We start from the raw sequence: 23,846 nt of genomic DNA, 5'->3' as shown, positions 1-23,846 counted from the left end.
ATTGGAGAAATCATGTCCGCCATGCGCGCGGTGGTGCTGGAACGGTTCGGCGGCCCCCTGGCCCTGGGCGAGCTCCCGGTTCCGGTGGCCGGCCCCGGCCAGGTGCTGGTCCGGGTCGAGGCCAGTGGGGTGAACCCGCTGGACACCAAGATCCGGGCCGGGAAGGCCGCCCACGCCCGCAGCCGGCTGCCCGCCGTGCTGGGCCTGGACCTGGCCGGCGTGGTCGAGGCGGTCGGCCCGGACGTCACCGGCTTCGCCCCGGGCGACGAGGTCTACGGGCTCACCGGCGGCGTCGGGGACGTGCAGGGATCCCTCGCGGAGTACGCGGCCGTCGACGCCCGGCTGCTGGCCCGCAAGCCCGCCGCCCTGAGCATGCGCGAGGCCGCCGCCCTGCCGCTGGTCTTCGTCACCGCCTGGGAGGGCCTGGTGGACCGGGCGGGCGTGCGCGAGGGCCACACGGTGCTGGTGCACGGCGGCGCCGGCGGCATCGGGCATGTCGCCGTGCAGCTCGCGCACGCCCGCGGCGCGCGGGTCTTCGCCACCGGGGCGCCGCACAGCCTGCGGACGATCGCGGACCTCGGCGCCACCCCGATCGACCGCACGGCAACCCCGGTCGAGGACTACGTCGCCGAGCACACCGGCGGCGAGGGCTTCGACATCGTGTACGACACGGTGGGCGGCGAGACGCTCGACGCGTCGTTCACCGCCGTACGCACCTACACGGGCCACGTGGTGACCGCGCTGGGCTGGGGCACCCACAGCCTCGCGCCGCTGTCCTTCCGCGGCGCGAGCTACTCAGGCGTCTTCACGCTGCTGCCCCTGCTGACCGGCCGGGGGCGCGAGCACCACGGCGAGGTCCTCCGCGAGGCTGCCGCCCTGGTCGCGGCCGGAGCCCTGCGGCCGCGGGTCGACCCCCGGCGGTTCACCCTCGCCACGGCCGCCGAGGCGCACGCCGCCGTCGAACACGGCGCCACGGCGGGCAAGATCGTGGTCGACGTCGCCGGCTGACCGCCCGGGTCCGGATCGGGTCCGGGGCCGCTGCACGGGAACGGCCCGGGGCCCGACGGCAATTCGGTGGCCCGTGCGGCGCCGACCTGCGAGTATCCACGGATGCCCATACTCAGTGATCATCTCGGCCATCTCTTCTGCACCGTCACCGGCGAAGGCCCACCCGTCGTCCTCGTGCACGCCGGCGTCGCCGACCACCGCATGTGGGACGCGGTGGCGCCCGCCCTCGCGGAGCGGCACACCGTCGTCCGGTACGACCTGCGCGGCTTCGGCCAGTCCCCGCCGCCGACCGGCCCGTTCAGCGAGACCGACGACCTGCTCCGCCTCCTGGACCACCTCGGTCACGACCGGGTCCGGATCGTCGGCGCCTCCTGGGGCGGCCGCGTGGCCGCGGACTTCACCCTCACCCACCCCGACCGCGTCCACTCGCTGACCATGCTCGCCCCGCCATGGCGCGGATACGACTGGTCGGCGGAGATGGTCGCCTACGACGAGGCCGAGACGGCGGCTCTCGCCGCAGGAGACCTGGACGCCGCAGTCGCGGTCAACATGGACATGTGGCTGCGCGGTCCCAGCCGCGGCTGGGAGGACGTCGCCCCGGGACTCGCCGACCGACTGCGCGACCCGATGCGGATCGCACTGACCCATCAGGAGACCGTCGGGCAGCACTCCGAGGGCGGTACGGACCGCGACGTCGCCACGATCACCGTTCCCACGCTCGTCGGCTTCGGGCGCCTCGACGTCGCCGACTTCCAGGACATCGCCCGCCGCTACGCCGCCGAGATCCCCGGCGCCGCCCTGGTCGAATTCCCCGCGGCGGCCCACCTCATCCCGCTGGACGCGCCCACCGAACTCCTGGCGGCACTCGTCCCGTTCCTCGCCCGCTGACCGACGCCCGCGGCCGGTGCGCCGCGGCGGCCCGAACGCTCGGACTCACGCGGTTCCCGGTGCGAGCACGGAGATCCCGCTGTCCCCGAACGGGGCGTTCATGTCGCCGTCGTCGAAGCTGCCGGCCGCGCTGTGGGCGAAAACCAGCGCTCCGACGGCGAAGACGAGCAGGAACGCGACGAGAACAGCCGCGCCCACGCCTCCCGTTCCGCCGTCCGGCGGCACGACCACGCCCTGGCCGGGTCGTCGGGTGTCGTAGGCCACGGTGACCATGTCGCCTTCGCACGTCGTGGACGGCAACGTCCCCTCGTCGATCCGGTGCGTGGCGCCCGCGGGGACCGCGTACTCCAGGACGTAACGCTGGCGTGAGGACGTGCCGTTCTCCCCGTCGCCGCTCACCCGCGTGGAGATCCGGACGCAGCGGGCGGGCACGCGCTGCCCGTCACGCAGCACGGCTCGAGTGCGGTGCCACGAGCGCACGGTGAAGCCCGCACCGATGAGTGCCCCCGCCGCCATGAGACCGGGCACGAGCACCAGGGGTATCTCGCCGGCGTCCATCCACCGCACCTTCTGTCCTCCCGGCACACCGCGTTCCGCTGCGCCGCCTCGGCAGATCATGGCAGCTCATCGGGGCGGGACGGGTGCTGTGCTCGGATCGTGGAGGGAGTCGGCCGGCACCGTCCACCACGGGCGGGCCTGCACAGGGCCTCGTTCCGGTCAGGGCCGCCGGCGTGTTCGCCCGCGCCGGCGGCCCGTGGGTCTCAGCGGCCGGGGACGCTCACGCGCCGGCGACCGAGGCCAGGTAGGCGGCGGTCTTCTCGGGGTCGTAGAAGTACGACTCGTAGTCGGACGGGTCGTCGAAGCCGTTCGCGAAGCGGTCGGCGACCGCCGGGAACTGGCCGGCCGCGCCGATCAGGCCGAGGATGTGCTCCGGCGGGGGGCCGAGGAGGGCGTTGGTCCACTTGGTGACCGGCTCCGCGGTGGACCAGAAGCGGGCGAAGGCGGACTCCATCCACGCGCGGTCGAAGGGCTCGTCGCCGTGCTCGACGATCGCCGCGAGGTAGGCGGCGGCGCACTTGGACGCGCTGTTGGACCCCTGGCCCGTGATGGGGTCGTTGGCGACCACGACGTCCGCGACGCCGAGGACGAGGCCGCCCGAGGGCAGCTCGGCGACCGGGTGGCGGACGATCGGGGCGAAGCGGCCGGCCAGGGTGCCGCCGGCGTCGGTCAGTTCGACGTCGCGGGCCCGGTCGTACTCCCACGGGAGGTGACGTTTCATCAGGTCCAGCGTGATGCGCAGGTGCTCCGCGGGGTCCTTCACGTCGGCGAAGACGTCGAGCGGGCCGCCGGGCAGCCCCTCCCAGAACAGGATGTCGCAGGGGCCCGAGGTGGTGAGCGCCGGGATGACGATCAGCTCACCGGCTCCCGGGACCATGTTGAGCCGCACCGCGTGGAAGTCCGGGTGCTCCGGCCGCGGGCCGAGGCCGTGCACATAGGCGACGGCCAGCGCGCGCTGGGGGCTGTCGTACGGGGAGCGGGCGGCGTCCCGGCCGAACAGCGAGACGAGTTCGCCCTTGCCGGCCGCGACCAGCACCAGGTCGTAGGCGCGGGAGAAGTAGTCCAGGTCGCCGACGGTGACGCCGTGGACGACCAGCTTTCCGCCGCGCCGGCCGAAGGTCTCCAGCCAGCCGGCCATCTTCACGCGCTGGTCGACGGACTGGGCGTACCCGTCGAGCCGGCCGACCCAGTCGATCGGACGGGATCCGTCGGGGGCGGCGACCGAGACGCCCAGGCCCTCGATCCGCGGGGCCCGGTCCTCCCAGAAGTTGACGCCGAGGTCGCGCTCGTGGCCGAGAGCGGTGTCGAACATGCACTGGGTGGACATGACACGCCCCTCGCGTATCTCGTCCGCCGTGCGGTTGGACATGACGGTGACCTCGTAGCCCTGGGCCTGCAGCCCCAGGGCCAGTTGGAGGCCGGACTGCCCGGCCCCCACGATCAGTATTCTGCGCAAGACGGCACGCTCTCTCGTACGGTGCTGCTGAATGGGGTGAGGTGGGTCGGGATTGCGGCGGCGCCCGCCCGCGGGAGCAACCGCCGCGGGGCTGCTACTCCGGGTGGGCGACCAGGGCCTGCTTGACCAGGGCCAGCAGCACCTGGATCACCGACGCGCGGTCGCGCGCGTCGCAGATCAGCACGGGGACCTCGTCCGGTACGGCCAGCGCCTCACGGACGTCGATCTCGTCGTACGCGGTGGTGCCCTCGAACTGGTTCACCGCCACCGCGTACGGCAGCCCGCTGGTCTCGAAGTAGTCCAGCGCCGGGAAGGCGTCCGCCAGCCGCCGCGTGTCGGCCAGCACCACCGCGCCGATCGCGCCGCGCACCAGGTCGTCCCACATGAACCAGAACCGCTGCTGGCCGGGCGTGCCGAACAGGTACAGCACCAGCTCCCGGTCCAGCGTGATGCGGCCGAAGTCCATCGCCACCGTGGTCGTCTTCTTGTCCGGGGTCGACCCGAGGTCGTCGATGTCCTCACTGGCCCGGGTCATCACCGCCTCGGTGGTGAGCGGGGTGATCTCGGAGACCGCGCCGACGAACGTGGTCTTGCCCACGCCGAAACCGCCCGCCACGACGATCTTGGTTGAGGTGGGCGCGCGACTCACGTCCAGTTGCCACTCCTGCAGGCCCTCTTCCTCCGCCACCGACGTCATCTCAGAGCCTGCGAAGTCCACCGAGCACCCTCTCCAGCAGCGCGCGATCGGGGGTGCCGGGCCCGTGCCCGGTCCCGTACACACGGATCCTTCCCTGATCGGCCAAATCGCTGAGCAGCACGCGGACGACGCCCAGCGGCATGCGCAGCAGCGCGGAGATCTCGGCGACCGAGCGCATCCGGCGGCACAGCTCGACGATGGCGCGCATCTCCGGCATCACGCGCTCCGCCCAGCCCCCGGAGGTCAGTTCGCGGCGCTCCTGCGCACCGTCGATCGTGGCCACGAAGGTCTCGACGAGCAGCACGTGCCCGAAGGACGTGCGGCCACCGGTCAGCGCGTAAGGGCGCACCCGGGCGGAGCGCCGTCCGGCGCCGCGGACCGGGAGCGCCGCGGCGTGCCGGGGCATCAGCGGGCTCCTTCGATCGCCTGCCGCAACTCCGTGCGGAGCTGCGGGGTGAGCACATGGCCGGCCCGGCCGACGAAGAGGGCCATGTGGTACGCCACGATGCTCATGTCGCACTCGGCGTCCGCGTGGACGCCCAGCAGCGAGCCGTCGCTGATCGACATCACGAACACGCTGCCGTTCTCCATCGCGACCGCCGTCTGCCGGACCCCGCCGCCCTCCATCAGGCGCGCGGCGCCGTCGGTGAGGGAGGCGATGCCGGAGACCACCGTCGCCAGGTCGGCGAAGGTGCCGGCCGGGCCCTTGGGCGGTCCCGCGGCGGTGTCGTCGTCATCGTCGGCGGACTGCCCGGACGCGTCCGCGGCACCGGCCGGATCGTCCGGCGCGTCGGGCTCGTCCGACTCGGAGTTCAGCAGCAGCAGTCCGTCCGACGAGACGACGGCCACGGAGCGGACGCCCGGCACGTCGTCCACGAAATTGCGCAGCAGCCACTGGAGGTTGCGTGCCTCGTGACTCAGGTCCCGCTCGCTCTGGGTGTCCGTTCTGGCCGACATCAACCGCGTGCCTCCTCGACGCCTTCGGCTTCGACTTGTTGTGGTCCCCCCGAGCTGACTTTCTCTTCCGCTGTTTCCCTCGTCCCCTGGGGCGTCCCCTGGGGCGCGTCCGTGTCGCGCCGGATCTCGCGTGTCTCGGCGTCCGCGTCCGCCCGCCCCTCGCGCAGGCCCTGGGCGAAGCCACCGAGCTTGCGCCGCAGTTCCTCCGGGTCCACCGCCCTCCCCTGGCGGGCGTCCCGGACCTGGGGCTCGCCCGACAGGCCGGTGGCGCGCGGGACGCGCTGAGGCAGTCCCTTGGCGGTCAGCGGCGTCCTGTCCGAGGCGGGCGCCGGCACCGGCGCGGGCGCGGGCGCGGGTACCGGCTGGTCGGCGCGGGCGTGCTCGATCGGTTCGTGCCCGGCGCCGTCCCCCTCGGCCGCGGGCTCCCCCGCCTCCTGGCCCGCCGACAGTCCGTCCCGCTCCTCGCGCGGGGCCGGCAGCGGGGCGGACCGGGTCCGGGCCGCGCGCGGCTGCCACGGCTCCCCTGCGACCGCGGCCTCGACCGGGGTCTGCGGTCCTTCCGGGTCCTCCGCGGGCGCGGTGAGCGAGGCGGGGACGACCACGACCGCGGTCGTGCCGCCGTGCTTGGCGTCGCGCAACTGGACGCGGATGCCGTGCCGGGCGGCGAGCCGGGCTATCACGTACGCGCCCATGCCGGTGGCCTCGGAGGCCGGCGCGGCCGGATCGGCCTGTGCCAGAAGGTCGTTGAGCTCCTCCCGCCGGGCGGCCGGGAGGCCGATGCCCTCGTCCTCGACGGACAGCATCAGCTCGCCGTTCTCCAGCATCCAGCCGGACAGCTGCACCTCGGTCTCCGGCGGCGAGAACGTGGTGGCGTTCTCCAGCAGTTCGGCGACGAGGTGGCTGAGGTCGTCCGAGGCGAACCCGGCGATCCGGCCGGCGGGCAGCTGCTGGATGCGGACCCGTTCGTACGTCTCGATCTCGGAGACCGCGGCGCGGGCCACGTCCACCAGCGGGACCGGCCGGGGGTGCGCGTGGCCGTGCTCGGTGCCCGCGAGCAGCAGCAGGTTCTCGCTGTTGCGGCGCATCCGGGTGGCCAGGTGGTCCAGGCGGAACAGCTGGGCGAGCTCGTCCGGGTCGTGGACCAGCTCCTCCAGCTTCTCGATGAGCGTGAGCTGCCGCTCGACCAGGCCGAGCGTGCGCAGGGTGAGGTTCACATAGGTGGCGCCGACGCTGCCGCGCAGGGTGGCGAGTTCGGCGGTCAGTTCCTCTTGCCGGCTGCGCAGCAGGTCGCGTTCGGCGGCGAGCGCGTCGCGCACGCCCTGCACCCGCGTGTACTCGGCGTCCTGCCCGGCGACCCGGTCGTGCAGGCCCGCGGTCTGCGCGCGCAGCGCGTTGACGGCGCGGGCCACCGCCGCGAACTCGTCCGAGCCGACGGCCTTGACCTGCTCGTCGGCCGGTACGTCACCGCGTGCGAAACGGTTGAGCGCGGCGACGGGCCGGGTGATCGAGCGGGCGGTGGAGACGCAGGTGGCGAGCACCAGCAGGAAGCACACGCCGGCCAGCGCGACGTGGAGTTCGAGGCCGGTGACGTCGTCGGAGCGCAGCGCGGCGAGGTGGTCGGCGGAGGCCGCGGCGAGGGAGGACTCGACCCCGCGCATCAGGTCGATCCGCGCGGAGAGCGCGGACTGCGCGGAGGAGGACGTGAGCTTCTGGTCGTCGGCCGAGAGCGACCCCGCGTCCAGCAGCGTCTTCAGCTGCCGTTCGGCGGTGGACACGTCGGAGCCGGTGACGGTCTGCTCGTACTGCTCCTCCGCGGCGGACGACGCGGCGGCGCGGAAGTCGGCCAGTGCCGTCCGCTCGCCCACCGCCGCGGTCTGCGCGGCGCCCACCGGTTCGGCCTGCGGGCCGCCCGCGGCGAGCGCGCCGACCAGCAGTCCGCGCTGGAACGAGGCCTGGTCGACGGCGCGTGCGAGGAAGGGCAGCGCGGTGGTGTCGGCGGAGGCGCCGCGGGCGGGCAGTGACCTGGCGACGGCCGCGCCCACGCCGTTCAGCGCGTCGATGGAGGGCTGGTAGGCCATGACGGCGGCGACGGCGCCGCCGGGCCCGGAGTGCGCCTTCTGCCGGATCGCGGGCAGTTCGGCGAGCCGGCGGTCGGCCTCGGTGAGCGCGGCGGCGAAAGCCGGGGCGTCGGCGGTGTCGGCGTCCGCGGCGGCGGCGCGGAATTCCTCGATCTGCCGGTCGGCACGCTCCTTCTCCGGAGCGGAGCCGCCCGTGCCGTCCCCGGCGGACCGCCCGGTGGCGACGAGCACCGCCGTGTCGTCGCGCTCGTCGGCCAGCACGTGGCTGAGGGAGACCGCCTGCGCCTGCAGCCGGGCCATGCCGAGCAGTCGCTGGGACTCCGCGAGGTCCCGTACGGCGGTCGCCACCCCCGGAGCGGAGGCGGCCAGAACGGTGACGGCGCAGATCAGCAGAGCACCGAGCAGTCTCTGCCGCACGCGCTTGGTCCGCGGGTTACGTCGTGTTCGCACCGGTGCTCGCCATCCCGTCTGCCTGGTCCAGTTGTCCCGAGATGACGACACATCGGCCGAGCGCCGAGCACGGCAACGTCTGGCCTCTTCCCGGCATCGTCCCGACCATCTCAGGCCGACCCGGAATGCAGATGTGCGTCCCTCACCTCGACACCCGAACGAGTGAATCGCACCGACAAGTTGACGTTCAACTCCCGCGCGGGATCGTTACTCGCGGGTTCACCGACCGGATCGGCGGGCAACTGGCGTCCTCCGCGCGGTCCTGGCAGGATGCGCGCCTTCACGGCCCGGGCCCCTCGGCGGGCCCCCGCCGGGGTTCGAACAGGCCGCGCGAGCCGGTGCCGCACACTGGACGCATGCGCGTCGAGACGGCCACGGAGCCCGGCACCCCCGATCGCCCGAACGAGGACTTCGCGGCGATCGCCGTGCCCGCGTCAGGCGGCGGCGGTTCACTGATCCTGCTGGACGGTGTCACCCCGCCCGACGGCCCCACCGGATGCCGCCACTCAGTGCCCTGGTACGTCTCCGAGCTGGGCGGTTCCATGATCGAACTGTCCGTTTCGCACGCGGCGCCGCCGCTCGCGGAGTGTCTCGCGCAGGCCATCGCCCGGACCGCCGACACGCACCGCGAAACCTGTGACCTTTATCACCGGCGCACCCCCCAGGCGACGGTCGTGGCGGTCCGGTGGAATGCGGACAGCGTGGAGCATCTGGTGCTATCCGACTCGGAATTGCTCATCGAGGACGCCTCCGGCGCGGTGCACGCCGTCTTCGACGACCGCCTGGACCACCTGCCCGATCCGGTGCCCGCCCTGCGCGCCGCCGTCCGTGCGCTGCCGCGGGGGAGCGCGGAGCGCACGCGGGCAGCGGCGGCGTACGTCGAGGCCGTCGAGGCGCTCCGCAACGCCGAGGGAGGCTTCTTCACGGCCGCGGCGGACCCGGGGGTGGCGGCCCGCGCCGTCACCGGCGTGCGGCCGCGGTCGTCGGTGCGCGCGATCGCCGCACTCACCGACGGGGCGACCCGCCTCGCCGACGTCTTCGGCGAGACCGACCGCCCTGGCCTGCTCGCCCTGCTGCGCAAGTCCGGACCCGACGAACTCGTCCGCCGGGTCCGCCTCGCGGAGTCCGCCGACCCGGCCGGCACCCGCTTCCCCCGCGGCAAGCGGAGCGACGACGCCACCGCGATCTTCGTTGAGCTCTAGCCACGACACCCCACGGGGGCGGCGCGAGGAACTGCGCGACCAGCCCCACCCCACCGGCACGGCGCTCACACGCTGCCGGCCCTAACCACCGCCCCCAAAGGGGCGCGAGGAACCGCGCGACCAGCCCCACCCCACCCGCACCCGAAAACACCCGCACCGGCACCCGCACCGGCACAAGCCCAGCGCAGCGTCACGCACCTTCCTGCGCGTCGTTCAGCTGAGCCAGCAACCGCGCCAGTTCCGACAGCTCCACACGGTCCCAGCCGCTCAGCCGGCTGACGTAGCGGGCCCGCCGCGCGAGGCGCACGCGGGTGAATCGGGCCTCGCCCTCCGCGGTCAGCTGGACGAGGAAGGCCCGGCCGTCCGCCGGGTCCGGCTCGCGGAGGATCAGCCCGAGTTCCTCCAGGGCGCGCAGCTGGCGGCTCATCGTCGCCTTGCCGACCCCGAAGTACCCGGCCAGGACGGTCGCCCGCTGCGGCCCGGTCTCGGCGAGCCGGGCGAGCAGCCCGTACGCCGCGGGTTCGAGTTCGGGGTGCACCTCGCGGGCCATCTCGCCCTGGGAGGCCCTGGCCCGCCGGAACAGGACGGTCAGTTCGCGTTCGAGCGCCTCCATCACAGGGTCGGCACCTCCGTGGGACCCGGCCGTCTCGGCCACGCGGTCACCCGCTTTCAGGATGGAAAATTCGCTTCAGGCGCCGCCGTATGTGCAGCGCCCCCAGTATTTCGCAGACGTGGATCAACGACGTGACCAGGGGCACGTGCGCGGACGGTGTCATTCCCCCACCCCACGCCCGGCCCCCGCGCACGCGGGAGCGGCCCCTCCCAGGCGCATGGGAGGGGCCGCTCTCTTCTCTCACCCGGTCGGGGCCTCACTCACGCCGCGACCGAGGTCTCCAGGCCGGAGTCCGTGTCCGCGTCCGTGCCCGTGTCCGCACCGGTGACGGCGGGCTCCAGGGCCAGCTTCAGCACGTGCCGGACGTCCGAGACCGCGTGGACCTCCAGCTTCTCCAGGACCTCGGCGGGGACGTCGTCCAGGTCCGCCTCGTTCCGCTTGGGGATCACGACGGTGGTGATCCCGGCGCGGTGCGCGGCCAGCAGCTTCTGCTTGACGCCGCCGATGGGCAGCACCCGCCCGGTCAGCGACACCTCGCCGGTCATCGCCACGTCCGTACGGACCCGGCGCCCCGACAGGAGCGAGGCCAGCGCGGTGGTCATGGTGACACCCGCGCTCGGGCCGTCCTTCGGGACCGCGCCCGCGGGGACGTGGATGTGGACGCCGCGCTCCTTCAGGTCGCCGACCGGCAGCTCCAGTTCGGCGCCGTGCGAGCGCAGGAAGGAGAGCGCGATCTGCGCCGACTCCTTCATCACGTCGCCCAGCTGCCCGGTGAGCTGCAGCCCGCTGCCGCCGGTCTCCGGATCGGCCAGCGACGCCTCGATGTAGAGGACGTCGCCGCCCGCGCCGGTCACCGCCAGGCCCGTGGCCACGCCCGGCACCGCGGTGCGCCGCTCCTGCGGGTCCTGCGCGGACTCCGGCACGTGGTGCGGACGCCCGATGAGGTCCCGCAGGTCCTCCGGGGTCACCGTGAACGGCAGCTCGCGCTCGCCGAGCTCGTGCTTGGCCGCGACCTTCCGCAGGATGCGGGCGATCGACCGCTCCAGGGTGCGCACGCCCGCCTCGCGGGTGTACTCCCCGGCCAGCTTGCGCAGGGCCGCGTCGTCGACGGCGACCTCGTCCTCGCCGAGCCCGGCCAGCTCGCGCTGGCGCGGCAGCAGGTGGTCACGCGCGATGACGACCTTCTCGTCCTCGGTGTATCCGTCCAGCCGCACCAGTTCCATCCGGTCCAGCAGCGGCTCGGGGATGGCCTCCAGGACGTTGGCGGTGGCGAGGAACACCACGTCGCTGAGGTCCAGTTCGACCTCCAGGTAGTGGTCCCGGAAGGTGTGGTTCTGGGCCGGGTCCAGGACCTCCAGCAGGGCCGCGGCCGGGTCGCCGCGGTAGTCGGAGCCCACCTTGTCGATCTCGTCCAGCAGGACCACCGGGTTCATGGACCCGGCCTCCTTGATGGCGCGCACCAGGCGGCCGGGCAGCGCACCGACGTAGGTGCGCCGGTGGCCGCGGATCTCCGCCTCGTCGCGGACGCCGCCGAGCGCGACGCGCACGAACTTCCGTCCCATGGCGCGGGCCACGGACTCGCCGAGCGAGGTCTTGCCGACACCGGGCGGGCCCACCAGGGCCAGCACCGCGCCGCCGCGGCGCCCGCCGACGACCCCGAGACCGCGGTCGGTGCGGCGCTTGCGCACGGCCAGGTACTCGGTGATGCGCTCCTTGACGTCCTCCAGCCCCGCGTGGTCGGCGTCCAGCACCGCCCGCGCGCCGGGGATGTCGTAGGCGTCCTGGGTCGTGGTGTTCCACGGCAGTTCCAGGACGGTGTCGAGCCAGGTGCGGATCCAGCTGCCCTCGGGGGACGCGTCGCTGGACCGCTCCAGCTTCTCGACCTCCTTCATGGCGGCCTCGCGCACCTTCTCGGGCAGGTCGGCGGCCTCGACGCGGGAACGGTAGTCGTCCGCCTCGTCCTCCGGGTCGCCGTTCAGCTCGGCCAGCTCCTTGCGGACGGCCTGCAGCTGCTGCCGCAGCAGGAACTCGCGCTGCTGCTTCTCCATGCCCTCCTGGACGTCCTTGCGGATGGTCTCCGCGACGTCCTGCTCGGCCAGGTGGTCGCGCAGCCACTGCGTGGCGAGCTTCAGCCGGGCGACGGGGTCGGTGGTCTCCAGCAGCTCGATGCGCTGCTTGGTGGTGAGGAATCCGGAGTATCCGGCGTTGTCGGCCAGCTGCGAGACGTCGTCGATCTGCTGGACGCGGTCCACGATCTGCCAGGCGCCGCGCTTGCGCAGCCAGCTGGTGGCCAGTGCCTTGTACTCCTTGACGAGCTCCGCGACGGTGCCGGGCGCCTCGGCGGGCACCGGCTCGGGGAGCTCGGTCCCCTCCACCCACAGGGCGGCGCCGGGTCCGGTCGTGCCGGCGCCGATGCGCACGCGGCTGACGCCGCGGATCACGGCCCCGGGATCGCCGTCCGACAGCCGTCCCACCTGCTCGACGGTGCCCAGCGTGCCCACTCCCGCGTAGTCGCCGTCCACACGGGGAACGAGCAGGACCCGCGGCTTGTTGCCGACACCGGGCAGACCGGACCGCTGTGCGGCCTGGGCCGCCTCGACCGCGGCACGCGCCTCGGCGTCGGTGAGGTCCACGGGCACGACCATGCCCGGCAGGACCACCGCGTCGTCGAGCGGCAGCACGGGCAGGGTGAGCGGCGCGAACGCCGACGAAGACGATTGAGCCATTATCTCTCCCTAGAGCAATCAAGTTGAGCTATGCAGACTCAATGCTTCTGATGCCCCCGGTGTTCCCCGGACCGTGTTCGCTCTGAGCGATCGACTGCCGACCAGCCCCTGACGCCGCTCATTACGCTGAGCCCATGCACGCGAACGAAGAGGGACGACCCGTCACACTCGACCGCCGCGAGGGACCGTACGGCGAGGTGGCCCTGCGCCGGCACGGCGAGCGGTTCGAGATCATCGCCAACGGCACCTTTCTGATGGACACCTCCGACGGCCGCTCCGAGCGGCTGCTCGTCGACGCGGCCCTGGCGGCCCTGCCGCCGGACCGGGCGGACCTGTCGGTGCTGATCGGGGGCCTGGGCGTCGGTTTCTCACTGGCCCACGCGGTACGGGAGCCGCGCTGGGGACGGATCGCGGTGGCCGAGCGCGAGCGCGCGGTCGTCGACTGGCACCGCGACGGGCACCTGGCGCCGTTCTCCGAGCACGCGCTGGACGACCCGCGGGTGGCGGTCCTGGAGGGCGACCTGGTGGCGTACCTGCGGGAGGCGGACGCGAGCTACGACGCCCTGTGCCTGGACATCGACAACGGCCCCGACTGGACGGTCACCGACGACAACCGCGGGCTGTACGGCCCCGAGGGCCTGGCGGCCTGCCGGGCACGGCTCACGCCCGGCGGCGTACTGGCGGTATGGTCGGCCCAGCCGTCCGCCGCGTTCGAGGACGCGCTGCGGGCTGCGCAGTTCACGCGGGTCCGGACGATCGAGACGCCCGTGAAACGGGGCGTTCCGGATGTCGTGCACCTGGCAACCACACCCGGATAGCCGCGGCACCGTCGTGCCCCGTACGCTGCTGCGCAACGCAAACGACCATGGGGGACCGCACATGGACACCACTCAGCCGACTCCGGGCGACGCCGCAGCGGTCGCGGCCACCCCCGGCGCACAGCGCCGGGTGCTGGTGGTCGAGGACGACGCGACGATCGCCGACGCCATCGCCGTACGCCTGCGGGCCGAGGGCTTCCAGGTCCGCACCGCAGGCGACGGGCCCGCCGCGGTGGACACCGCCGCCGCCTGGCAGCCCGACCTGCTGGTGCTGGACGTCATGCTGCCCGGCTACGACGGCCTGGAGGTCTGCCGCCGCGTGCAGGCCGCGCGGCCCGTGCCGGTGCTCATGCTCACCGCGCGCGACGACGAGACCGACATGCTGGTCGGCCTCGGCGTGGGCGCCGACGACTACATGACCAAGCCGTTCTCGCTGCGCGAGCTCGTCGCCCGGGTGCACGTCCTGCTGCGCCGCGTGGAGCGGGCCACGATCGCCGCCCGCGACCCGCGCGGCGCCAACATGCAGCTGGGCGATCTGGAGATCGACAACGCCCAGCGGCGGGTCCGGGTCCGCGGCGCGGACGTGCACCTGACGCCCACCGAGTTCGACCTGCTGGTGTGCCTGGCGCAGCAGCCGCGCGCCGTGCTCTCCCGCGAGCAGCTGCTCGCGGAGGTCTGGGACTGGGCGGACGCCTCGGGCACCCGGACCGTCGACAGCCACGTCAAGGCCCTGCGGCGCAAGATCGGCGCGGAGCGCATCCGTACCGTCCACGGCGTCGGCTACGCCCTGGAGACCCCCACGCCATGAGCCCCTTCAGCGCGCCACCCCCGCCGAGCCTGCGGGACCGTGTGTGGGCCGCGCTGCGGCCGTGGGACCCGTTCCGGTCCATCAAGGCGGCGCTGCAGTTCCTGGTGATCGCCTCCGTGGCGATCACCACCTTCCTCATCTATGTGGCGATGCACTCCGCGACCGAGATCAGGATCATCACGATCTTCTCGATCATCGCCTCGCTGCTCATCTCCCAGCTGGTCGCCCACGGACTGACCGCGCCGCTGCGGGAGATGACCTCGGTGGCCATCGGGATGGCCCGCGGTGACTACGGCCGGCGGGTCACCGCCGCCCGCCGTGACGAGGTCGGCGAGCTGGCCGACGCCTTCAACCGCATGGCCGCGGACCTGGAGGCCGTCGACCGGCACCGCAAGGAGCTGGTGGCGAATGTCTCACACGAGCTGCGCACGCCGATCGCGGCGCTGCGCGCGGTCCTGGAGAACGTCGTCGACGGCGTCTCCGAGGCCGACCCGGAGACGATGCGCACCGCGCTGCAGCAGGCCGAGCGGCTCAGCCTGCTCGTCGCCCACCTGCTGGACCTGTCCCGCCTCGACAGCGGCATCGTGCCGCTGGACGCCAAGCGCTTCGAGGTGTGGCCCTACCTGTCGGCCGTGATCAAGACCGCGAGCCTGGGGCTGCAGGACAGCAAGCCGGGCGCACGGCCGCGCAAGGACGTCCATCTGCACCTGGACGTCTCGCCGCCGGAGCTCACCGCGTACGCGGACGCCGAGCGGCTGCACCAGGTGGTCGCCAATCTGGTCGACAACGCCGTCAAGCACAGCCCGCCCAGCGGCCGGGTCACCGTCCGCGCCCGGCGCGGCGCCGGCCCCGGCAGCCTGGACCTGGAGGTACTGGACGAGGGTCCCGGCATCCCCGAGGCGGAGCGCACCCGCGTCTTCGAGCGCTTCAACCGCGGCAGCGCGGGCCCCGGCGACGGCGGTACGGGGCTGGGGCTGGCCATCGCCCGCTGGGCGGTGGACCTGCACGGCGGCGACATCAAGGTGGCCGAGTCCCCGCGGGGCTGCCGCATACGCGTCACCCTTCCGGGTTCCGCCCCGGCGCCGGTCTGACGCACTGACGTACGCAGTACGGCCGGGGGCTTGCTGCGCCCGGCCAGAGGCAGTCGATTCAGGACCCCTTTCCCGCCAATCTCCGCGCCGAAACCGCACTTTCGATGTGACTTAGGCGACGACTGGCCCCCGGGCCTGCATGAACCGGTCCAATAGGCGTAGCCTTTATTCCCGCTGTCCATCACCTTGTGAAGCGGAAGAGGGCGGTTACCGCCGTGTCGCCACAGTCCCCCAATAGCTCGAGTTCCCCCAGCCTCCGGCCGGGCGGTACCCCCAGGACCGAAACCGACGGGCAGGGTCAGGACCCTGCCGCGGGATTCGGGCCGAACGAGTGGCTTGTCGATGAGATCTACCAGCAGTACCTCCAGGACCCGAACTCGGTCGACCGAGCCTGGTGGGACTTCTTCGCCGACTACAAGCCGGGAGCGGATACGGGTTCCGCGGTCGCCACGGGACGTCCTGCGACGCCTCCCCCAGCAGCGCCGGCCGCTCCGCCGGCCGCCAGCGGTGCCGCCGCGCCCGCGCCGGTCAGCGCCCCGGCTCCGGCAGCTCCGGCCCCCGCGGCTCCGGCAGCCCCGGCCCCGGCCCCCGCGCCGGTGAAGCCCGCCGCTGCCGCCCCTGCCGCCGCCCCGGCTCCGGCCGCCGCCGCGGCTCCCGCCCCGGCGAAGCCCGCCGTCGTGAAGCCCACCCCGGCGCAGCAGCCGACCCCGGCCCCCAGGGCCTCCGCCGGCGAGAGCCCCGCGGGCCCCGAGTTCGTGACGCTGCGCGGCCCGTCCGCGGCCGTGGCGAAGAACATGCACGCCTCGCTGGAGCTGCCCACGGCCACCTCCGTGCGCGCCATCCCGGTGAAGCTGCTGTTCGACAACCGCATCGTCATCAACAACCACCTCAAGCGCGCCCGCGGCGGCAAGGTCTCCTTCACGCACATCATCGGCTACGCCATGGTGCAGGCACTGAAGATCATGCCGTCGATGAACTGGTCCTTCGCCGAGAAGGACGGCAAGCCGACGCTGGTCAAGCCCGAGCACGTCAACCTCGGCCTGGCCATCGACCTGGTCAAGCCCAACGGCGACCGTCAGCTCGTCGTCGCGGCGATCAAGCAGGCCGAGACCCTGAACTTCTTCGAGTTCTGGCAGGCCTACGAGGACATCGTCCGCCGCGCCCGGGTGGGCAAGCTGACCATGGACGACTTCTCCGGCGTCACGGCCTCCCTGACCAACCCCGGCGGCATCGGCACCGTCCACTCGGTGCCGCGGCTCATGCCCGGGCAGTCGGTGATCCTCGGCGTCGGCTCGATGGACTACCCGGCCGAGTTCCAGGGCACCTCCCAGGACACCCTGAACAAGCTGGGCATCGCCAAGGTCATGACGCTGACCAGCACCTACGACCACCGGGTCATCCAGGGTGCCGCGTCCGGCGAGTTCCTGCGGATCATGAACCAGCTGCTGCTGGGCGAGAACAACTTCTTCGACGACATCTTCGAGGCGCTGCGCATCCCCTACGAGCCGGTCCGCTGGCTCAAGGACATCGACGCCAGCCACGACGACGACGTCACCAAGGCCGCCCGCGTCTTCGAGCTGATCCACTCCTACCGGGTCCGCGGCCACGTCATGGCCGACACCGACCCGCTGGAGTACAAGCAGCGCAAGCACCCCGACCTCGACATCACCGAGCACGGGCTCACCCTGTGGGACCTGGAGCGCGAGTTCGCGGTCGGCGGCTTCGCCGGCAAGTCCCTGATGAAGCTGCGCGACATCCTCGGCGTGCTGCGCGACTCGTACTGCCGCACCGTCGGCATCGAGTTCATGCACATCCAGGACCCGCTGCAGCGCAAGTGGATCCAGGACCGCGTCGAGCGCGCGCACACCAAGCCCGAGCGCGACGAGCAGCTGCGCATCCTGCGCCGGCTCAACGCCGCCGAGGCCTTCGAGACGTTCCTGCAGACCAAGTACGTCGGCCAGAAGCGCTTCTCGCTGGAGGGCGGCGAGTCCGTCATCCCGCTGCTCGACGCCGTCATCGACGCGGCCGCCGAGTCGCGCCTGGACGAGGTCGTCATCGGCATGGCCCACCGCGGCCGGCTGAACGTGCTGGCCAACATCGTCGGCAAGTCGTACGCGCAGATCTTCCGCGAGTTCGAGGGCAACCTCGACCCGAAGTCGATGCACGGCTCCGGCGACGTGAAGTACCACCTGGGCGCCGAGGGCACCTTCACCGGCCTGGACGGCGAGCAGATCAAGGTCTCGCTGGCCGCCAACCCCTCGCATCTGGAGGCGGTCGACCCGATCGTCGAGGGCATCGCCCGCGCCAAGCAGGACGTCATCGGCAAGGGCGGCACCGACTTCACCGTCATGCCGGTCGTGCTCCACGGCGACGCGGCCTTCGCCGGCCAGGGCGTGGTGGCGGAGACCCTCAACATGTCGCAGCTGCGCGGCTACCGCACCGGCGGCACCGTGCACGTGGTGATCAACAACCAGGTCGGCTTCACCGCCGCCCCGGAGTCCTCCCGCTCGTCGATGTACAGCACCGACGTCGCGCGCATGATCGAGGCGCCGATCTTCCACGTCAACGGCGACGACCCGGAGGCCGTGGTCCGCGTCGCACGGCTCGCCTTCGAGTTCCGCCAGGCGTTCAACAAGGACGTCGTCATCGACCTCATCTGCTACCGCCGCCGCGGTCACAACGAGGCCGACAACCCGTCCTTCACCCAGCCGCTGATGTACGACCTGATCGACAAGAAGCGCTCGGTGCGCAAGCTCTACACCGAGTCCCTGATCGGCCGCGGCGACATCACCCTGGAAGAGGCCGAGCAGGCCCTGCAGGACTACCAGGGCCAGCTGGAGAAGGTCTTCACCGAGGTCCGCGAGGCCACCGCGCCCTCCACCTCGCAGCAGGAGGAGAACGCGGCCCCCGGACCGGAGTTCCCGGTCCCGGTCGCCACCGCGATCAGCCAGGAGACCGTCAAGCGGATCGCGGCCTCGCAGGTCAACATCCCCGAGCGGATCACCGTCCACCCGCGTCTGCTGCCGCAGCTGCAGCGCCGGGCGGCCATGGTCGAGGACGGCACCATCGACTGGGCCATGGGCGAGACCCTGGCCATCGGCTCTCTGCTGATGGAGGGCACCCCGGTCCGGCTCGCCGGTCAGGACTCCCGCCGCGGCACCTTCGGCCAGCGGCACGCCGTCCTGGTCGACCGGGAGACCGGCGAGGACTACACCCCGCTGCTCTACCTCGCCGAGGACCAGGCGCGCTACAACATCTACGACTCGCTGCTCAGCGAGTACGCGGCGATGGGCTTCGAGTACGGCTACTCGCTCGCCCGCCCGGACGCGCTCGTCGCCTGGGAGGCCCAGTTCGGTGACTTCGTCAACGGCGCGCAGACCGTCGTCGACGAGTTCATCTCCTCCGCCGAGCAGAAGTGGGGCCAGACGTCCGGCGTCACCCTGCTCCTCCCGCACGGCTACGAGGGCCAGGGCCCGGACCACTCGTCCGCCCGCATCGAGCGCTTCCTGCAGCTGTGCGCGCAGAACAACATGACGGTCGCGGTCCCGACCACCCCGGCGAACTACTTCCACCTCCTGCGGTGGCAGGTCCACAACCCGCACCACAAGCCGCTCATCGTCTTCACCCCGAAGTCGATGCTGCGCCTGAAGGCGGCGACGTCGACGACCGAGGACTTCACCTCCGGTGAGTTCCAGCCGGTCATCGGTGACTCCGCCGTCAGGCCGGAAGAGGTCCGCAAGGTCGTCTTCTGCTCCGGCAAGGTCTACTACGACCTCGTCGCCGAGCGGGAGAAGCGCGGTGCCTTCGACACCGCCCTCATCCGGATCGAGCGCCTCTACCCGCTCCCGGGCCTGGAGATCCAGGCCGCCCTGGCCCCGTTCACCAAGGCCCAGAAGTACGTCTGGGCCCAGGACGAGCCGGCCAACCAGGGTGCCTGGCCCTTCATCGCCCTCAACCTCATCGACCACCTCGACCTGGTCCTGGGCGCCGCCCCCGACAACGCCGACCGGCTGCGTCGCGTCTCGCGCCCGTCCTCCTCGTCGCCGGCGGTCGGCTCCGCCAAGCGGCACCAGCAGGAGCAGGAGCAGCTGGTGCACGAGGTCTTCGACCTCTGAGGCACCACTGAGCGACACCACGCGAGGGGCCCCGCACTCGTCGAGTGCGGGGCCCCTCGCGTGCCGGGCTCAGATGGGCTGGGGCTCGAAGTCCCCGTACTGCCGTTCCCGATGGCGTACGGACACCGTGTGCGGGTGCCGGGCGCCGAGGGTGTCGGTCGACTGCTGCAGTGCCTCGCGCTCCCACCTGCCCGCCTCCTCGGTGCGCCGCAGGGACCTCAGGTCGTCCGCGAGGGCCGCCTTGCAGGACAGCGTCAGGGGGTGGGTGTCACCCATGATCCGCACGGCCTGCCGGAGAGTGCCGTGGCTCAGCTCGACGGCGTCCTCCTCGTGGCCCGCCGGGCCGAGCGCACCCGCGGCGTTGAGGGCGCAGCCGAGGACCCAGGGGTGGTCCTCGCCGACGGCCCGGCGCATGCCGGCGAGGGTGCGTTCGGCGATGTCCAGGGCGGCGTAGCGCCAACAGATCCCGCGGCTGCGTGCGGTTGGTCACGACGTGTTCGCACGGACTGCCTGAAGGGCACGGCCGGAACGCCCTCGCGCCGCACGGCGGCGACATCGAGCACTGCGGGGGGCCAGGGGGCGGGATCGTGACGCGTCGCCCTCACTCCACCCGCCGCGAGAGGCCCCCGGGGCTGTCGTCGTCATAGGAGACGGCGGGCTCTCCTCCCGGCTCCATCCGGTCCCGCAGATCGGCGAGGACACGCAGCGACTGCGGATGCCCTCTGCCCTCCCGCAGCATCCTCAGGGGATCGACCCCGGTGAAGTCGGGCAGCGCCACCCCGGCCACCGAGGGCGACACGCCGCCCTGCGAACCCACCAAGCTCCCCTCCCTCAGGATGTCTCGGCACAGCTTCCCGTGCCCGGGCCCGTACCTGTGGCAAGCCACGTCATATGCCGCCCGCGCACGGGTGCGCGGGCGGGCGGGGGAAGAGGGGGGAGCCTCCGGTTCACGTCGCGGGGAGTACTTATCCTGGCCTGTGACGTCATCCTTCGACCCCTGATCCGGAGCACCCCTTGTACTTCACCGACCGCGGCATCGAGGAACTGGAGAACCGCCGGGGCGAGGAGGAGGTGAGCCTCGCGTGGCTCGCCGAGCGGCTGCGCGAGTTCGTCGACCTCAACCCCGAGTTCGAGATCCCCGTGGAGCGGCTGGCCACCTGGCTCGCCCGGCTGGACGACGACGAGGACGAGTGACCCGAGCGACCTCCGGGGGCCCGGAGGTCCACCGGACCGCGTGCGCGCCTGCCGCGCCCGTCCCCCGGGTCTGACGCGACCCACCGGTAGCCCTGGGCAACCGGTCCTGAAATGCCCCGGCCCGGCCGGGACTCGGCGCCGCGGGACGCGTGAGGGCGCTTGACTTCCGCGTCACGCGATATATCGTGTCTATCGAGAGACGCGATATGTTGCGTTGTCGGTGTCGGCGCGGCCCCCGCGCCCGGCGACCCCGAGGAGGGGCGGAATGAGCGGAACACCCGGCACACGGGAGTGGAAGGTCACCGAGCCGCACAAGCTGGTCTTCGACGGAGCCGTCGACACCTTGCACGTGCGCATCGTCAACGGCGCGGTCAACGTCGTCGGCGTCGACGAGGGCCCGGCGCGGCTGGAGGTCGGCGAACTGGAGGGGCCGCCGCTGATCGTGACCCACGAGGGCGGCACCCTCACCGTCTCCTACGAGGACCTGCCGTGGAAGGGCCTGCTCAAGTGGCTCGACCGCAAGGGCTGGCGGCGGCACGCCGTGGTCTCGCTCGCGGTGCCGCAGCGCACCCAGGTCTCGGTCGGGGTCGTCGGGGCCAGCGCGGTCGTCTCGGGGATCACCGACCGCACGGCGGTCCGCGGGGTCAACGGCGACATCACGCTCGTCGGGCAGGCCGGCCCGGTGACGGCCGAGACGGTGGCCGGGAACGTCGAGGCCCAGGCGGTCTCGGGCGACCTGCGGGTGAACACCGTCTCCGGTGACCTCACCGTGGTCGAGGGCAGCGGCACCCAGGTCAAGGCCGACTCCGTGAGCGGCAACATGGTGCTCGACCTCGACCCGCGCGGCGGCTCCGAGGTCCGTCTCACCTCCGTCTCCGGCGAGATCGCCATCCGCATCCCCGACCCGGCCGACGCCGAGGTGGACGCCAACACCACCAGCGGCGACGTCTCCTGCGCCTTCGACGAGCTGCGGGTCAGCGGGCAGTGGGGCGCCAAGCGGATCTCCGGCCGGATGGGGACGGGGGGCACCCGGCTGAAGGCGACCACCGTCTCGGGCGCGATCGCCCTGCTGCGCCGGCCCCCCTCCTCGGACGGCCCCTACGGTTCCGACGCCGCGGACCCGTTCCGGAAGGGCGTCTGACATGGCCCCCGTCTTCGCCCACGGCCGGCTCCGCCTCTACCTGCTGAAGCTGCTGGACGAGGCCCCCCGCCACGGCTACGAGGTCATCCGCCTCCTGGAGGAGCGCTTCCAGGGCCTGTACGCCCCCTCCGCCGGCACCGTCTACCCGCGGCTGGCGAAGCTGGAGCAGGAGGGCCTGGTCACCCACTCCACCGAGGGCGGCCGCAAGGTGTACTCCATCACCGACGCCGGCCGCGCCGAACTCGCCTCCCGCGACGACGAGCTGGCCGACCTGGAGAACGAGATCCGCGACTCGGTGTCCTCCCTGGCCGCGGAGATCCGCGAGGACGTCCGCGGCGCCGCGGGCGACCTGCGCCGCGAGATCCGGGCCGCCACCCAGCAGGCGACGCGCACGCAGCCGAAGAACTCCCAGTCCGACTGGAAGGAGCAGATGCGCCGGTCGAAGGAGGAGATCCGGCAGGCCCGCGAGGAGGCCCGCAACGCCAAGCGCGCCGCCAAGGAGGCCCAGGACGCCGCCCGCGACGAGGTGCAGCGCATCGCGCGCCGCGTGCAGGAGGAGGTCCAGGACCACGTCCGGCGCGGCGACTGGCAGGCCGGGGTCCGTGAGGGCCTGGCCGAACTCTCCCGTGAACTGGGCGCGTTCGGCCGCAACTCCGCCTGGCCGCCCCCGTACGGCAAGCCCGAGCAGCCCGCCGGGACCCCCGAATGGGGGGCGGAGGACGCCGCCGTGACCGATGACCCCGCACGCGACCTGGAACGCCTCCTCGACCGCTTCCGCGACGACGTCCGGGACGCCGCCCGCGACAACGGCGTCGACGCCGAGCAGCTGCGCGAGGTGCGCCGCCACCTGTCCACCGCGGCCGCCCACATCGGCGTCGTCCTGCGCGCCGGGCGCAAGGACCGGAAGGACTGACCGGCCGGCCCGCACGGACGGCGCGTGGGGCGTCCGTGCGGACGGCCCCCGCGCCGTCGGACGTTCAGGGCGTCAGAGCGTCAGAGCGTCAGGACGACCTTGCCGAACAGGTCGCCTCCCGCCATCTTCTCGAAGCCCTCACGGGCCCGGTCCAGCGGAAGCACGGTGTCGACGACCGGACGCACGCCGGTGACCGCGCAGAAGCTGAGCAGGTCCTCCAGCTCGTCCTTGGTGCCCATGGTGGAACCGACGACCTTGAGCTCCAGGAAGAAGATCCGGTTGAGCTCGGCGGCCGGGGGGTTGGGGCCGGAGGTCGCGCCGGAGATGACGAGGGTGCCGCCCGGCCGCAGCGACTTGACCGAGTGGGACCAGGTGGCGGCGCCCACGGTCTCGATGACGGCGTCCACCCGCCGCGGCAGCCGCGCGCCCGGCTCGAAGGCGGCGTCCGCGCCCAGGTCCTCGGCGCGCTTGCGCTTGGCCTCGTCGCGGCTGGTGGCGAAGACCCGCAGGCCCGCGGCCTTGGCGAGCACGATCGCGGCGGTCGCGACACCGCCGCCCGCGCCCTGGACGAGCACCGAGTCACCGGGTCGGACACCGGCGTTGGTGAAGAGCATCCGGTAGGCCGTCAGCCACGCCGTGGGCAGGCAGGCGGCCTCCTCGAAGGACAGTTCCTTCGGCTTGGGCACCAGGTTCCAGGTGGGGACGGAGACCTTCTCGGCGAAGGTGCCCTGGTACTTCTCGGTGAGGATGGAGCGCGGCTCGTCCGGGCCGACGCCGTGGCCGCTGAGGCCGACGACCGGGTAGACGACGACCTCGTTGCCGTGCTCGTCGATCCCGGCGGCGTCGCAGCCGAGGATCATCGGCAGGCTCTCCTCGCCGAGGCCCACCCCGCGCAGCGACCACAGGTCGTGGTGGTTGAGGGAGGCGGCCTTGACGGTGACGGTGCTCCAGCCGGGCCGGGCCTGCGGTTCGGGGCGTTCCCCGAGTTCGAGGCCGTTCAGGGGCTGGTCACGGTCGATGCGGGCGGCGTAGGCAGCGAACATGGCCATGACGCTAGCGGCGCGCGGCACTCCGGCGGAACCGTACCGGGATGTGACACGCGCCGCTGGGCGACCGCAACGACGAGAACGACG

At 72.8% G+C, this 23,846-nt stretch carries 21 protein-coding genes; 10 read left to right on the top strand and 11 right to left on the bottom strand.

Features of this window, described 5'->3' with window-relative positions; genetic code table 11:
* Positions 1-9 precede the first annotated feature (9 nt).
* Both ACIP98_RS19620 and ACIP98_RS19615 read left to right on the top strand, forming a co-directional pair.
* Positions 10-1,008, top strand: a complete 999-nt coding sequence (locus ACIP98_RS19620) for a zinc-dependent alcohol dehydrogenase family protein (protein ID WP_401977142.1) — start codon at positions 10-12, stop codon at positions 1,006-1,008.
* A 102-nt stretch (positions 1,009-1,110) separates the two neighbouring features.
* Positions 1,111-1,896, top strand: a complete 786-nt coding sequence (locus tag ACIP98_RS19615; RefSeq protein WP_401977042.1) for an alpha/beta fold hydrolase — start codon at positions 1,111-1,113, stop codon at positions 1,894-1,896.
* A gap of 45 nt (positions 1,897-1,941) precedes the next feature.
* Here the strand turns inward: ACIP98_RS19615 and ACIP98_RS19610 are convergent, their stop codons facing one another.
* The 6 genes from ACIP98_RS19610 to ACIP98_RS19585 all read right to left on the bottom strand — a co-directional run bounded on the left by ACIP98_RS19610 (position 1,942) and on the right by ACIP98_RS19585 (position 8,059).
* Entirely contained in the window at positions 1,942-2,454 is a 513-nt protein-coding gene (locus ACIP98_RS19610; RefSeq protein ID WP_401977041.1) for a DUF3592 domain-containing protein, read from the bottom strand.
* Between the two features lie 220 nt (positions 2,455-2,674).
* On the bottom strand, positions 2,675-3,910 hold the full coding sequence (locus tag ACIP98_RS19605) for a styrene monooxygenase/indole monooxygenase family protein (RefSeq protein WP_401977039.1): 1,236 nt from the start codon (positions 3,908-3,910) through the stop codon (positions 2,675-2,677).
* A gap of 94 nt (positions 3,911-4,004) precedes the next feature.
* The gene (locus ACIP98_RS19600) at positions 4,005-4,607 is read right to left on the bottom strand and encodes an ATP/GTP-binding protein (protein WP_319660033.1); all 603 of its coding nucleotides are present in this window, start codon (positions 4,605-4,607) and stop codon (positions 4,005-4,007) included.
* A gap of 1 nt (position 4,608) precedes the next feature.
* Entirely contained in the window at positions 4,609-5,013 is a 405-nt protein-coding gene (locus tag ACIP98_RS19595) for a DUF742 domain-containing protein (protein ID WP_319660034.1), read from the bottom strand.
* Positions 5,013-5,564 (bottom strand): roadblock/LC7 domain-containing protein, encoded by a 552-nt coding sequence (locus tag ACIP98_RS19590; RefSeq protein ID WP_319660035.1) that lies wholly within the window; start codon positions 5,562-5,564, stop codon positions 5,013-5,015. Before ACIP98_RS19590 ends, ACIP98_RS19595 begins: the two co-directional genes overlap by 1 nt.
* Positions 5,564-8,059 (bottom strand): nitrate- and nitrite sensing domain-containing protein, encoded by a 2,496-nt coding sequence (locus ACIP98_RS19585; protein ID WP_401977038.1) that lies wholly within the window; start codon positions 8,057-8,059, stop codon positions 5,564-5,566. Before ACIP98_RS19585 ends, ACIP98_RS19590 begins: the two co-directional genes overlap by 1 nt.
* A 389-nt stretch (positions 8,060-8,448) precedes the next feature.
* Between ACIP98_RS19585 and ACIP98_RS19580 the strand changes: the two genes are divergently transcribed.
* Entirely contained in the window at positions 8,449-9,294 is an 846-nt protein-coding gene (locus ACIP98_RS19580; RefSeq protein ID WP_401977037.1) for a hypothetical protein, read from the top strand.
* Positions 9,295-9,484: 190 nt separating this feature from the next.
* Here the strand turns inward: ACIP98_RS19580 and ACIP98_RS19575 are convergent, their stop codons facing one another.
* Both ACIP98_RS19575 and lon read right to left on the bottom strand, forming a co-directional pair.
* Entirely contained in the window at positions 9,485-9,907 is a 423-nt protein-coding gene (locus ACIP98_RS19575) for a MarR family transcriptional regulator (RefSeq protein ID WP_319660038.1), read from the bottom strand.
* 260 nt (positions 9,908-10,167) lie between these two features.
* On the bottom strand, positions 10,168-12,633 hold the full coding sequence (lon, locus tag ACIP98_RS19570) for an endopeptidase La (RefSeq protein ID WP_319660039.1): 2,466 nt from the start codon (positions 12,631-12,633) through the stop codon (positions 10,168-10,170).
* A gap of 134 nt (positions 12,634-12,767) precedes the next feature.
* Between lon and ACIP98_RS19565 the strand changes: the two genes are divergently transcribed.
* From ACIP98_RS19565 to ACIP98_RS19550, 4 genes are all read left to right on the top strand, one after another.
* On the top strand, positions 12,768-13,451 hold the full coding sequence (locus ACIP98_RS19565; protein ID WP_401977035.1) for a spermidine synthase: 684 nt from the start codon (positions 12,768-12,770) through the stop codon (positions 13,449-13,451).
* Between the two features lie 61 nt (positions 13,452-13,512).
* Positions 13,513-14,259: a response regulator transcription factor gene (locus tag ACIP98_RS19560; protein WP_319660041.1), complete on the top strand. Its 747-nt coding sequence runs from the start codon at positions 13,513-13,515 to the stop codon at positions 14,257-14,259.
* Entirely contained in the window at positions 14,256-15,350 is a 1,095-nt protein-coding gene (locus ACIP98_RS19555; RefSeq protein WP_319660042.1) for a HAMP domain-containing sensor histidine kinase, read from the top strand. The genes ACIP98_RS19560 and ACIP98_RS19555 overlap by 4 nt, the downstream gene beginning before the upstream one ends.
* A 215-nt stretch (positions 15,351-15,565) precedes the next feature.
* Positions 15,566-19,465, top strand: a complete 3,900-nt coding sequence (locus tag ACIP98_RS19550; RefSeq protein WP_401977033.1) for a multifunctional oxoglutarate decarboxylase/oxoglutarate dehydrogenase thiamine pyrophosphate-binding subunit/dihydrolipoyllysine-residue succinyltransferase subunit — start codon at positions 15,566-15,568, stop codon at positions 19,463-19,465.
* Positions 19,466-19,534: 69 nt separating this feature from the next.
* Here ACIP98_RS19550 and ACIP98_RS19545 read toward each other — a convergent pair whose 3' ends face one another.
* Together ACIP98_RS19545 and ACIP98_RS19540 are read right to left on the bottom strand one after the other, a co-directional pair.
* The gene (locus ACIP98_RS19545) at positions 19,535-19,909 is read right to left on the bottom strand and encodes a tetratricopeptide repeat protein (RefSeq protein ID WP_319665742.1); all 375 of its coding nucleotides are present in this window, start codon (positions 19,907-19,909) and stop codon (positions 19,535-19,537) included.
* A 157-nt stretch (positions 19,910-20,066) separates the two neighbouring features.
* Positions 20,067-20,285, bottom strand: coding sequence for a hypothetical protein (locus tag ACIP98_RS19540; protein ID WP_401977032.1), 219 nt, complete (start codon positions 20,283-20,285; stop codon positions 20,067-20,069).
* A gap of 194 nt (positions 20,286-20,479) precedes the next feature.
* Between ACIP98_RS19540 and ACIP98_RS19535 the strand changes: the two genes are divergently transcribed.
* The 3 genes from ACIP98_RS19535 (at position 20,480) to ACIP98_RS19525 (ending at position 22,713) form a co-directional block, all read left to right on the top strand.
* On the top strand, positions 20,480-20,659 hold the full coding sequence (locus ACIP98_RS19535; RefSeq protein WP_319665733.1) for a DUF6104 family protein: 180 nt from the start codon (positions 20,480-20,482) through the stop codon (positions 20,657-20,659).
* Between the two features lie 265 nt (positions 20,660-20,924).
* Positions 20,925-21,800 carry a DUF4097 family beta strand repeat-containing protein gene (locus ACIP98_RS19530; protein WP_319665732.1) on the top strand — a complete coding sequence of 292 codons (876 nt, stop codon included), beginning with the start codon at positions 20,925-20,927 and terminating at the stop codon, positions 21,798-21,800.
* 1 nt (position 21,801) lies between these two features.
* Complete coding sequence (locus tag ACIP98_RS19525) at positions 21,802-22,713, top strand: helix-turn-helix transcriptional regulator (protein ID WP_401977030.1); 912 nt, start codon at positions 21,802-21,804, stop codon at positions 22,711-22,713.
* An 80-nt stretch (positions 22,714-22,793) separates the two neighbouring features.
* Here the strand turns inward: ACIP98_RS19525 and ACIP98_RS19520 are convergent, their stop codons facing one another.
* Entirely contained in the window at positions 22,794-23,756 is a 963-nt protein-coding gene (locus ACIP98_RS19520; RefSeq protein ID WP_319665730.1) for a zinc-binding dehydrogenase, read from the bottom strand.
* Positions 23,757-23,846 lie beyond the last annotated feature (90 nt).

It is taken from the genome of Streptomyces sp. NPDC088354 (assembly GCF_044753585.1).
Lineage (GTDB): Bacteria > Actinomycetota > Actinomycetes > Streptomycetales > Streptomycetaceae > Actinacidiphila.
Note: the sequence above shows the minus strand (reverse complement) of the source record. Positions and strands in the feature narration are given on the sequence as shown.

What these genes read in the sequence shown, in the direction of transcription:
- ACIP98_RS19610 (WP_401977041.1), bottom strand. Translation starts at nt 2,454, where the DNA reads ATGGACGCCGGCGAGATACCCCTGGTGCTCGTGCCCGGTCTCATGGCG.
- ACIP98_RS19600 (WP_319660033.1), bottom strand. Translation starts at nt 4,607, where the DNA reads ATGACGTCGGTGGCGGAGGAAGAGGGCCTGCAGGAGTGGCAACTGGAC.
- ACIP98_RS19590 (WP_319660035.1), bottom strand. Translation starts at nt 5,564, where the DNA reads ATGTCGGCCAGAACGGACACCCAGAGCGAGCGGGACCTGAGTCACGAG.
- ACIP98_RS19615 (WP_401977042.1), top strand. Translation starts at nt 1,111, where the DNA reads ATGCCCATACTCAGTGATCATCTCGGCCATCTCTTCTGCACCGTCACC.
- ACIP98_RS19555 (WP_319660042.1), top strand. Translation starts at nt 14,256, where the DNA reads ATGAGCCCCTTCAGCGCGCCACCCCCGCCGAGCCTGCGGGACCGTGTG.
- ACIP98_RS19520 (WP_319665730.1), bottom strand. Translation starts at nt 23,756, where the DNA reads ATGTTCGCTGCCTACGCCGCCCGCATCGACCGTGACCAGCCCCTGAAC.
- ACIP98_RS19565 (WP_401977035.1), top strand. Translation starts at nt 12,768, where the DNA reads ATGCACGCGAACGAAGAGGGACGACCCGTCACACTCGACCGCCGCGAG.
- lon (WP_319660039.1), bottom strand. Translation starts at nt 12,633, where the DNA reads ATGGCTCAATCGTCTTCGTCGGCGTTCGCGCCGCTCACCCTGCCCGTG.
- ACIP98_RS19525 (WP_401977030.1), top strand. Translation starts at nt 21,802, where the DNA reads ATGGCCCCCGTCTTCGCCCACGGCCGGCTCCGCCTCTACCTGCTGAAG.
- ACIP98_RS19530 (WP_319665732.1), top strand. Translation starts at nt 20,925, where the DNA reads ATGAGCGGAACACCCGGCACACGGGAGTGGAAGGTCACCGAGCCGCAC.
- ACIP98_RS19575 (WP_319660038.1), bottom strand. Translation starts at nt 9,907, where the DNA reads ATGGAGGCGCTCGAACGCGAACTGACCGTCCTGTTCCGGCGGGCCAGG.
- ACIP98_RS19560 (WP_319660041.1), top strand. Translation starts at nt 13,513, where the DNA reads ATGGACACCACTCAGCCGACTCCGGGCGACGCCGCAGCGGTCGCGGCC.
- ACIP98_RS19580 (WP_401977037.1), top strand. Translation starts at nt 8,449, where the DNA reads ATGCGCGTCGAGACGGCCACGGAGCCCGGCACCCCCGATCGCCCGAAC.
- ACIP98_RS19595 (WP_319660034.1), bottom strand. Translation starts at nt 5,013, where the DNA reads ATGCCCCGGCACGCCGCGGCGCTCCCGGTCCGCGGCGCCGGACGGCGC.